At 64.3% G+C, this 9,068-nt stretch carries 12 protein-coding genes; 9 read left to right on the forward strand and 3 right to left on the reverse strand.

The genetic code is table 11. The features are described 5' to 3' along the window. Positions 1-233: 233 nt before the first annotated feature. The 4 genes from IP86_RS12735 (at position 234) to IP86_RS12750 (ending at position 3,690) form a co-directional block, all read left to right on the forward strand. Entirely contained in the window at positions 234-2,369 is a 2,136-nt protein-coding gene (locus IP86_RS12735; protein ID WP_054162905.1) for a ParB/RepB/Spo0J family partition protein, read from the forward strand. A gap of 165 nt (positions 2,370-2,534) precedes the next feature. After that, positions 2,535-2,834: a hypothetical protein gene (locus IP86_RS12740; RefSeq protein ID WP_349509530.1), complete on the forward strand. Its 300-nt coding sequence runs from the start codon at positions 2,535-2,537 to the stop codon at positions 2,832-2,834. Continuing rightward, positions 2,831-3,202 carry a DUF2958 domain-containing protein gene (locus IP86_RS12745; RefSeq protein WP_054162907.1) on the forward strand — a complete coding sequence of 124 codons (372 nt, stop codon included), beginning with the start codon at positions 2,831-2,833 and terminating at the stop codon, positions 3,200-3,202. The genes IP86_RS12740 and IP86_RS12745 overlap by 4 nt, the downstream gene beginning before the upstream one ends. Positions 3,203-3,264: 62 nt before the next feature. After that, positions 3,265-3,690, forward strand: a complete 426-nt coding sequence (locus tag IP86_RS12750; protein ID WP_054162908.1) for a hypothetical protein — start codon at positions 3,265-3,267, stop codon at positions 3,688-3,690. Between the two features lie 9 nt (positions 3,691-3,699). Here the strand turns inward: IP86_RS12750 and IP86_RS12755 are convergent, their stop codons facing one another. Both IP86_RS12755 and IP86_RS28670 read right to left on the reverse strand, forming a co-directional pair. Then, entirely contained in the window at positions 3,700-4,341 is a 642-nt protein-coding gene (locus IP86_RS12755) for an O-methyltransferase (RefSeq protein ID WP_245290609.1), read from the reverse strand. A 430-nt stretch (positions 4,342-4,771) separates the two neighbouring features. Continuing rightward, a complete protein-coding gene (locus IP86_RS28670; protein ID WP_156332486.1) occupies positions 4,772-4,990 on the reverse strand; it encodes a hypothetical protein in 219 nt (72 codons plus the stop codon). A 308-nt stretch (positions 4,991-5,298) separates the two neighbouring features. Between IP86_RS28670 and IP86_RS12760 the strand changes: the two genes are divergently transcribed. Together IP86_RS12760 and IP86_RS12765 are read left to right on the forward strand one after the other, a co-directional pair. Beyond that, positions 5,299-5,610 carry a DUF736 domain-containing protein gene (locus IP86_RS12760; protein ID WP_054162910.1) on the forward strand — a complete coding sequence of 104 codons (312 nt, stop codon included), beginning with the start codon at positions 5,299-5,301 and terminating at the stop codon, positions 5,608-5,610. Between the two features lie 372 nt (positions 5,611-5,982). Continuing rightward, positions 5,983-7,179 (forward strand): hypothetical protein, encoded by a 1,197-nt coding sequence (locus IP86_RS12765; protein WP_054162911.1) that lies wholly within the window; start codon positions 5,983-5,985, stop codon positions 7,177-7,179. A 210-nt stretch (positions 7,180-7,389) separates the two neighbouring features. Here IP86_RS12765 and IP86_RS12770 read toward each other — a convergent pair whose 3' ends face one another. Next, complete coding sequence (locus tag IP86_RS12770) at positions 7,390-7,605, reverse strand: helix-turn-helix domain-containing protein (RefSeq protein ID WP_054162912.1); 216 nt, start codon at positions 7,603-7,605, stop codon at positions 7,390-7,392. A 226-nt stretch (positions 7,606-7,831) separates the two neighbouring features. On the opposite strand from IP86_RS12770, the gene IP86_RS12775 reads away from it, so the two are divergent. From IP86_RS12775 to IP86_RS12780, 3 genes are all read left to right on the forward strand, one after another. Further along, positions 7,832-8,095 (forward strand): DNA -binding domain-containing protein, encoded by a 264-nt coding sequence (locus tag IP86_RS12775; protein ID WP_054162913.1) that lies wholly within the window; start codon positions 7,832-7,834, stop codon positions 8,093-8,095. A 144-nt stretch (positions 8,096-8,239) separates the two neighbouring features. Then, positions 8,240-8,563: a transcriptional regulator domain-containing protein gene (locus tag IP86_RS28675; protein WP_197279780.1), complete on the forward strand. Its 324-nt coding sequence runs from the start codon at positions 8,240-8,242 to the stop codon at positions 8,561-8,563. Beyond that, a complete protein-coding gene (locus IP86_RS12780; protein WP_502694000.1) occupies positions 8,469-9,035 on the forward strand; it encodes a DUF2285 domain-containing protein in 567 nt (188 codons plus the stop codon). The genes IP86_RS28675 and IP86_RS12780 overlap by 95 nt, the downstream gene beginning before the upstream one ends. Positions 9,036-9,068: the final 33 nt, after the last annotated feature.

Genomic DNA, 9,068 nt, shown 5'->3' on the forward strand with positions numbered 1-9,068 from the left:
AGATGGTCTCGGCCATCTCTCCCCCGCGACTACCGCCTGCGCGATGGCAGGGCCGCGCACGCGCAAGGCAGCGCATTGTAGTCATTCTTCCGATCCTTCCAATCCGCCTCGCTTGTCGCGTAGCCCGGCCATGCTCGCCGATAGCCGCCCCCCTCTCTGCCGAGCGCTCACGCGCCCCCGGGAGGCATGGCGGGGGCCATGCCTCCGGCGTGAACAGAGAAAGGATTGGAACAATGGCAAGGACATCGAAGAAGACGAAGGCCGTCCCGGTTGCGACGGTCACGGAAACGGCGGCGGACGTGGACGTTCGCACCGTCGGAGAAACGGAAGCGGTTGCGGCAGTTGAGAGCGGCGCGGAAACCGCGTCGGTTGAGGTAAGCGGCGAGACGGCTTTTATTCCGCTGAACAAGTTGAAGAAGTCGCCCCGCAACGCACGCAAGACCCCGCATAGCGAGGCGGATATTGAAGCCTATGCGGCCAGCATCGCCGCAAAGGGCATTCTGCAAAATTTTGTGGTCGAACCCGAGCTTGACGCGGAGGGGAAGCCGACCGGCTTCTATTTCGTGACCATCGGGGAAGGCCGCAGGCTGGCGCAGTTGCTGCGCGCCAAGCGCAAGCAGATCAAGAAGACGGAAGCGATCCGCTGCGTCATCGACACGGCGAACGACCCGTTCGAGATCAGCCTTGACGAGAACGTCACGCGCACGGCGATGCACCCCGCTGACCAGTTCGAGGCGTTCCGCGAGCTTGCGGAAACTCGCGGTTGGGGAGCGGACGAAATCGCGGCCCGCTTCGGCGTCACCGCGCATGTGGTGAAGCAGCGGCTTCGGCTTGGCGCGGTCAGTCCCAAGCTGATGCAGGTCTATCGCGACGGCGGGCTGACGCTCGACCAGTTGATGGCCTTCGCCATCACCGAGGACCATGCGCGGCAGGAACAGGTTTACGAGAACCTGTCCTATAGCCGCGAGCCGTCCGTCATCCGCCGCGACCTCATGCGAACGCATATTCCGGCAACGGATCGGCGCGCGATCTTCATTGGCGCGGAAGCCTATGCGGAAGCAGGCGGCAACATTGTCCGCGACCTGTTCACGGAGGATCGTGGCGGCTTCTATGAAGACGCCGCGCTGCTCGACCGGCTTGTCATCGACAAGCTGGAAGGCATCGCCGCGAACATTCAGGGGGCGGAAGGCTGGAAGTGGGTTTCGGTTCATATCGATTATCCTCACGCCCACGGCCTGCGCCGCAGCTATCCGCATCCGGTGGAGCTCTCCGAAGAAGATGAAGCCGCGTGCGCCGCCGCGCAGGAGGAATACGACCGCCTGTCGTCGGAGTATGAGGACGCAGACGAGCTTCCCGACGATGTGGACGAGCGTTTCGGGGAGCTTGAGGCTGAGATCGAGCGCATCGACACCTTGCGCCACGCTTTCGACCCCGACGATATCGCGCGCGGTGGCGTGTTCGTCGTGCTGTCCCCTGACGGAGAAGCCCGCATCGAGCGCGGTTTCATCCGCGCCGAGGACGAGAAGCCCGAGGAATCCGGGGATGGCGAAACCGTCATCGACGGCGTGCGCGTCAACGATGACGGCGAGGTCATCGAGGATGGCGACGGCGCAGCCACACATAGCGCCGACGACGAGGATGCGGAGGAAGACGGCAAGTCGCTGTCGGACCTTCTCATCCGCGACCTGACGGCACATCGCACGCTTGGCCTGCGGCTCGCCCTTGGCGAGCAGCCGAATATGGCGTTGATCGCCGTCACCCATGCGCTCGCCGCGCAGACCTTCTATCACGCCGGGGACGCGCATTGCCTCGATATCCGTCCGAACAGCGCGCACCTTGCGAGCCATGCGGACGGCATCGAGGACATGGCGGCGGCGAAGGCGCTGGCGGATCGTCATGCCGGATGGGCGGCGGACATGCCGCGCGACGTGGCGGACCTGTGGGGTTTCGTCGCCGGGCTGGACTATGCGAGCGTGATGGCGCTGTTCGCGCATTGCGCCTCGCAGACGGTCAACGCGGTGAGACTGCCTTGGGAGCGCAAGCCGCGCGCGCATGCGACGGCTGACAGGCTGGCGAGCGCGCTCACGCTCGACATGACGGCGAACTGGACGCCCACGGTGCGGACCTATCTCGGTCGCGTCACCAAGGCGCACATTCTCGACGCCGTGCGGGAGGCTGTCAGTGTCGAGGCGGCGGATCGCCTTGCCAGCATGAAGAAGCAGCCGATGGCGGAAGCCGCCGAGCAGCTTCTTGCCGGGACCGGATGGCTGCCGCCGCTGATGCGCACCGCGCCGGTTGCGGAAGCGGAGAGGGGACCTGTCGAGAACATCGGCGAGGGATACGAAGGCTTCCCCGAAGCGGCCGAGTGAGCCGCCACGGCCGGGGCCGCCTCGCGCGGCTCCGGGCAATCTCCCAATCCCGCCCGAAGGATTTTCCGGCCGCGCCGGATCGGCGCGGCCGGAGACCTCGACCGCACGACAGCAGGACACGCAACCATGATGATCTATTCAGAACAGCGGGCGACGCTAGCCCGCATGGAGGCGGCGCACGCCGAGACCGCGCGCCATCTTGCCGTCATCGAACGGCAGATCGCAGCGCGCGCCGAACGCATGACGACGAGCAGCCGCGTCAAGACCCGGCAGTTCGGCCGGGCCTCCGCCACCTGGAGCCGCGCCGGCGAGCGCGACTTTCAAAGCAACCTCGCAGCGCTTCGCTTCGCGCGGCGCGGCGAGATCGAGGCGCTTTCCCGCAAGTTGGCGCGGCAGGCCGGAGCCATCGCCGCCTTCCGGGTGCGTCACCGGAGCAGCGAACCCGCAGGGGAGTGCGTGTCATGACACCGCGCTTTCCCCGCACCGAAGCCCTGATGCCTGACGAGTTGCTGGCCAAGCTGATCGAGAATGGCCGCATCAGCGAGGAACGCGACGGCTTCGATCCATTCCCGGTCGTGAAGCTGTTCACGCCCGATGCGGGAGCGACGTGGCTCATCACCGAAGCCTATCCCGAAGGCGAGGACGTTCGCCTGTTCGGATTGTGTGACCTTGGCATGGGCTGTCCCGAACTTGGCTATGCGATGCTGTCCGAGATTGAGGACGTGCGCGGCAAGCTCGGGCTGCCGGTCGAACGCGACCTCGACTTCAAGGCCGAACACCGGCTCAGCACATATGCCGAGATCGCCCGCCGTGCGGGGATGATCGTCGCCTGAAACTGCGATCCGGCGCGTCGTCGTGACGCGCCGGATCGCCATCATCGACGAGGGAGGCGCACATGATCGCACTGATCGTCGTCACCATCATGCTGATCGGCATGATGTGTGTCCTCGCCTACACGTTGGCGATTTACGCGCTGCCCTTCGTGCTGGCGCTTGCCGCCGCACGCTTTGCCTATAGCACCGGAGCGGGATGGGTCGGAGCCGCAATCGTCGGCCTTGTCGCTGGCGCGGCGTCGTTCGGTATTCTGACGGTTCTGTTTGCCACGTTGCGCGCACCGATCCTGCGGGCCGCATTAGCGCTCGTATTCGCTGCGCCTGCCGCCGTGGCGGGCTACGCGCTCGTGCATGGCATCACAGCCGAGGCGGTCCCGTCGCCGGTCTGGCGGCAAATCTTCTGCCTTGCAGGCGGCGCGCTGGTCGGCGCGGCAGCTGCGATGCGGCTGGCGGCTTCGGCCGCCTCGCAAAATGACCCGACATCCTGACCGAGGCGGCTACCGGCGCACCGAATATTCCGTGCCGCCCTTGAGCGGGATCAGCATGGAATCGAAACCGTTGGCGCGATCTCGCATATAGGCAAGATAGTCTCTGTAATTGCCCCGGAAGCCGCCAACGTCATCGGTCAGCACCACGCCGCACGGCCGGATGCGCGACGCCAACAGCTTCACGATGTCGAGCGCCCGCATCGGAAAGCCATCGTTGAGCACGAAATCGATGTCCGATGGATCGGCCGCGAGACTCGCCATCGCGTCGCCCTCGCGCACCTCGATCAGGTCCGACAGGCCGGCTTCCTCGAAATTACGCCGCGCGATCCGCGCTTTGTCGGGCACGATCTCCGTTGTCACGACGCGGCCGCCGCCATTGGCGCGGACGGCCGCCGCAAGCCACAGTGTGGAGAGACCGAAGGACGTGCCGAACTCGAAGATCGTGCGGGCTCGGAGCGCGCGCGCCGTCAGATAGCAGAACGCGCCCTGCTCCTCGACGATGGCAATGTATTTATCAGCATAGAAGCCGCCCATCTCGCTTTCCGAAAAGGGCATGAAGCGTCGGCGCAGGAAAGACAGCGTGTGTGGCAGGAAATGGCGGATGACCGAGAGATGCTGACGGTTCGCCTCGCTGTAGAGCCGCCGTAGCACCGTCGCCAAGCGGGCGTCATTGAGAACGGTGAAAGGATCGTCACGGGGTTGCTTCGTCATCGGTCATGTCCTGATTCACGAGGCAGCAATTCCTTGCATCTGCTCGATCTTAATGACGAATGAGTGCGTTTGCTTTCTTTGCCAAATCAGAATTGTTCTTGATGCTGATTGGGCGTCGTCCTCCGGGCCGGGCTCTGCGCGCCGCCAAGTGCGGCTTCCGAAGCCCCTTGCGGGTCTTCGCCTTCGGTCACGATCCCTGACGCAAGAGAGGGCGGCGGCGGACATTTCGCCGGTCGCCCCGGTGTGGCGCAACCCCGCTAATGGTTGGCGTCAGTCGGCTGCGCGGAGCACCTGTTCGACACGATGGCCATCTCCTCATCCTCACTCTCGGTCAGGCTCGCATGGTGTGGATCGAAGACGCGACGAGTCATCACAACAGCTCGTGCAGAAGGCCGTCGCTGCCCTTGTCGGCGGATTTCTTGCCGTGCCGAACAGGGCGGTCCTGCGAACGAAGGACGGATGATCGGAATCCTTCCGGTGTTGTCGATGACGGCGACATTGAAGACATCATCGTCTCGGCGTTGAGGTTCAGGCCCTTGCTTGATGGAGCCGCATAGCCTTGTTCGGTGCGAAGCGAGAAAGCCTGCATCCGATCGTTGTCGCCATATCGCGGTTTCCTCTGTCTGTCCTTTTCAAGCCGCTCTCACGGGCGTCCTCGATTGGTCTGGTCTGACCGAAGACCGGCGACGAAGCGCGTCGCCTCGATCTTATTCCCGCAACGTTCGTCGCCAGCTTTTTTCCGCCGCCTTCGGCTTTGCATCGCGAACCAAAAAAGCCGTCGCCGTCCGCCCTCCACGATGTTCCGGCCCCGAAGGGGTGCGGGCCGATCGTCCCCGGTCTGTCGACCACCATCGAGGCCGCGATGAGCGCGGCCCGATCAGCAGAAGGAAACACGACATGGCTACGATTGGCACATTTTCTCGCACCGAACAGGGCTACAGCGGCTCGGTGAAGACTCTGACCCTCAACGTCAAGTCGGTGAAGCTCGTCCCCGCCGAGGGCGACAACGAGAAGGGTCCGGACTTCCGCGTCATCGCCGCAGGAACGGAGTTCGGAGCGGCGTGGAAGAAGACGTCCGACAAGGGCAACGACTACCTCTCCGTCAAGCTCGACGATCCGTCGTTCCCGGCTCCGATCTATGCGAGCCTGGTCGAGAGCGAAGGCGAGGATCTGGCGCTCATCTGGTCGCGCCGCCGCGCCGCCGACTGACTCCAACCACCGGCGAGGCCCCGCGCAAGCGGGGCTTCGTCATGCTCATGTCCACCACCGCAAGATGAGGAATACGGCGAGCTGCACTCGTATTGTCCTGATCGGCTGCGGCTGAAGCCTTGCCGTTCGCAAGTGGGGAGCCAAGGGGTCTTGCCCCTTGCTCCCCGCAAATGCCGCCTGTTGCGGAGCAGGGCCGCGGACTCGCAAAGCGGCCGATCACCACGACCGCATCACCATCGTCATCCGCTCCGCTCGTCTCGCAGCCCGGCCCCGCGCGCCGGCATGTGCCCCCTCCATCCCCGCGCGCTCACGCGCCCCCGGAAGGCATGTCGGGGGACATGCCTTCGGCATTAAACGGGAAAGGACAGGACAATGAACTTGATCGGCAGCAGCCAGAACCAGCAGGCCGTGACCAGTGGTTTCCGCGTGGATATCTCGCGCGGGCAGCGTATCGGCCGCGTGTCGTCGGAATGGTTTTCGCGTCCCGATGACGAGCGCTATTTGTCGCTCACAGAGCTTTACGACGCCGTGAAGACGCGGGCGGATCGCGCGAAGGCCCGCACCGTGGAGAGCCGCGCCGTGCGGGTGGAAGCGAGCCGGGAGAATGCGGAGCGGCTTGCCTTGATCGTGCCGGGACAGGACCAGCCCGTCGCGCCCACGCATTGGAGTTTCGGGCAGTTGTGCAGCCTTGTCGGCGCGCCCGCGACCTATATGCGCCAGCTTCCCGCGCCGCTCGCAGGCATCAACCTGCAGCATGGTTTGCTGTCGCACCGCGCCGAACTTGTGAAAACCTTGGAGGCGGAAGACGGCCGCATCGAATTGCGCGCCGTGACCGGCCCGGATTATGGCCGCATCTGGGATCATGAACTTGTCGCCGCCGTCGTGCGGATCGCGGGCAACGGAACGGGCGATACCATGTGGAAGGTGCCCGGCATGCTGGATTGGGCGACCATGACGCACAATCCTTTCGTGGACATCACGAAGGACACCACCACGCTTTACGCTTCGGACAGGGATGTTTTTCTTTTCCTTGTCGACGACACGCACCCCATCGAAGTGGGACGGCTACCGAACGGAGAGCCAGATTTGTACTTCCGGGGCTTCTATGCGTGGAACAGCGAAGTCGGATCGAAGACGCTTGGCATTGCGTCTTTCTATCTTCGCGCGGTGTGCATGAACCGCAATCTTTGGGGTTGCGAGAACTTCGAGGAAATCACCATTCGGCACAGCAAGTTTGCCGCGCAGCGTTTCGCCCATGAGGCCGCGCCTGCGTTGACGAGCTTCGCCAATTCCTCGCCCGCGCCATTCGTTGCCGGCATCAAGGCGGCGCGGGAGCGAATCGTCGCCCGCACCGATGACGACCGCGAAACCTTCCTGCGCAAGCGCGGGTTCAGCAAGGCCGGGACGGCTAAGATCATCGAGACCGTCTTGCAGGAGGAAGGCCGCCCGCCGGAAAGCATCTTCGACTTTGTGCAAGGCATGACGGCGCACGCCCGCACCAAGGCGCATCAGGACAGGCGGCTTGAACTGGAGGGGAAGGCGAGGACGTTGCTGGAGAAGGCGGCCTAGCGACAGATGCTGCGCGGTCGGGGCCACGGCCGCGCGGCTTCCATTTCTGGAATTTCCGCCGATCCGCAAAATCCGGATCGGCGGCGCGGCCGCGCCTCGACGGCACGACCGCCGCTCGCCGGGCTGAGCCCGGCTCGCGATCCACACACGAACTCTCCAATGATCCGATTAGAAATCACGCGCTTGCGCGGGATCTCGGCGTGGCAATGGTCAGCGCTTCTGCGCCCGGATCAGGTCGCACGGATCGACGCCCAGCGCCTCCGCGACTTTTCCCAGGACGCTGACGCTCGCCGAGACCGCGCCGCGCTCGATCGAGCCGACATAGCGCATGCTCAACCCCGAGCGCGCGGCCAGCTCCTCTTGCGTCAGTTTCTTGTCATAGCGCAGCCGACGCATGTTGATCGCCATGACCTCCTTAAGGTCCATGACGCATCGGAGCCAGAATCGGAACGATCGTTCTAGGAATGATCGTTCCTATTCGTTAGAGTCGGGGCTGCCTCTTGCTTGAGATACCGCCGCGCTGGGCAACCCGCTATCGCACTTACGGCATGACGTTATTCCATATTCGCCACGGGAAAGTTGTCGTAAATCTATTGCGGGTCAGTCCGATAACCTATTTGTCAGAGCGGGGAACGGGTTCGGGAACACGCTGATGAGTACGTCCGCTTTCAAGGACAGCCCGCCGCTGACCGACCGGGTGAACGCCTACGATGAAGCCCACCTCGCTACGTATCTGCGGCTGCTCGACGCAGCCGAGGAGGGTGCTGACTGGCGTGAGGTGGTCAAGATCGTGTTCGGCCTCGATCCTGACGCCGATCCGCAGCGCGCGAAGCAGATGCACGACAGTCATTTGGCCCGCGCACGCTGGATGACCGAGCACGGTTATCGGCATCTTCTCCAGCCGCGGATGCAGTGAGCCCCGCGCCAGGTAGCCACCCGCTATGCAGCTTATGATGGTTCGGCCGGCGATCGCTTCGCATTCCGATTATCTGCCTTCCAGCATTTCCGACCGCCCCGATACTCGAATCATTCCCAAGAAACCGGGCTGGGAGGAAACAACATGGAGCCGCTTCAAGACTGGCGATCGCCGCAATTCGAGAATGAATTGGGCCACCTCGATCGTGGTGGCGTGAGTTTCGAGTTTCTCCGCCGCAACAGGCAGTACCGGCAGGACTACGCAACAGCTTTGACGGAGATCGCCGCCGGCGGCACGACGAGGACGGAAGTCATCAACCGACTCTCGCGCCGCTGGGGATTGGCGTTTCCCGGCAGACCCCTCTGCATCGGCAATGACAGCGCAGCCTGTCTGGCGGGCGCAATGCTTTCCTGCCACGTTGATTGTCACTGCTGCCCCGGACGGCTTCTCGGCCTCTTCGCTGCCTGATCCGCGGGCGCTTCCGATCCTCGGCCAATTGACCGGCGACGGATTGCACGTCATCGCCGCTGATAGCGAGGGCGATCACCAGCTCTGGTTCGACACCGGCGCGGAACCGGTTCAGGCAGCGATCGTCCTTCCGATCGATCCGCATTTCTGGTGGCGTCATCGCAATGCCGGCCGCCTGATGCGGCGGCTGGAGGGGAAGCGCGCGGGCCGCTGGCCGCGCGAACAGCGCTTGTCTCCATTCCAGCTTCATCGCGCGGCGCTGATGCTGCGCGCCTGGGATGGCGTCCAATCCGGCGCGTCGCGTCGCATCGTCGCGGGCGTCCTTCTCAACAGGAACGTCGAAGCGCTGCGCGCCATCGACTGGAAGAATGCGCCCGAGCGGCGCCAGCTCGCGCGCATCCTGAAAGCCTGCCGCGACATGATCGAGGGCGGCTATCTGCGCTGGCTCACGCCGCGCGATACCGACCGCTGACGCGGATCGATCCGCCCCGAGGGGGGGGGGGGG

This window comes from Rhodopseudomonas sp. AAP120 (assembly GCF_001295845.1).
In the GTDB taxonomy this organism is placed as follows: Bacteria; Pseudomonadota; Alphaproteobacteria; order Rhizobiales; family Xanthobacteraceae; genus Rhodopseudomonas.

Excerpts from the sequence above, each read along its gene's own strand:
- IP86_RS12780 (WP_502694000.1), top strand. The coding sequence starts at position 8,469 with ATGACAGCGCAGCCTGTCTGGCGGGCGCAATGCTTTCCTGCCACGTTG.
- IP86_RS28675 (WP_197279780.1), top strand. The coding sequence starts at position 8,240 with ATGGAGCCGCTTCAAGACTGGCGATCGCCGCAATTCGAGAATGAATTG.
- IP86_RS12770 (WP_054162912.1), bottom strand. The coding sequence starts at position 7,605 with ATGGACCTTAAGGAGGTCATGGCGATCAACATGCGTCGGCTGCGCTAT.
- IP86_RS28670 (WP_156332486.1), bottom strand. The coding sequence starts at position 4,990 with ATGCAGGCTTTCTCGCTTCGCACCGAACAAGGCTATGCGGCTCCATCA.
- IP86_RS12760 (WP_054162910.1), top strand. The coding sequence starts at position 5,299 with ATGGCTACGATTGGCACATTTTCTCGCACCGAACAGGGCTACAGCGGC.
- IP86_RS12735 (WP_054162905.1), top strand. The coding sequence starts at position 234 with ATGGCAAGGACATCGAAGAAGACGAAGGCCGTCCCGGTTGCGACGGTC.
- IP86_RS12745 (WP_054162907.1), top strand. The coding sequence starts at position 2,831 with ATGACACCGCGCTTTCCCCGCACCGAAGCCCTGATGCCTGACGAGTTG.
- IP86_RS12750 (WP_054162908.1), top strand. The coding sequence starts at position 3,265 with ATGATCGCACTGATCGTCGTCACCATCATGCTGATCGGCATGATGTGT.
- IP86_RS12775 (WP_054162913.1), top strand. The coding sequence starts at position 7,832 with ATGAGTACGTCCGCTTTCAAGGACAGCCCGCCGCTGACCGACCGGGTG.
- IP86_RS12740 (WP_349509530.1), top strand. The coding sequence starts at position 2,535 with ATGGAGGCGGCGCACGCCGAGACCGCGCGCCATCTTGCCGTCATCGAA.
- IP86_RS12765 (WP_054162911.1), top strand. The coding sequence starts at position 5,983 with ATGAACTTGATCGGCAGCAGCCAGAACCAGCAGGCCGTGACCAGTGGT.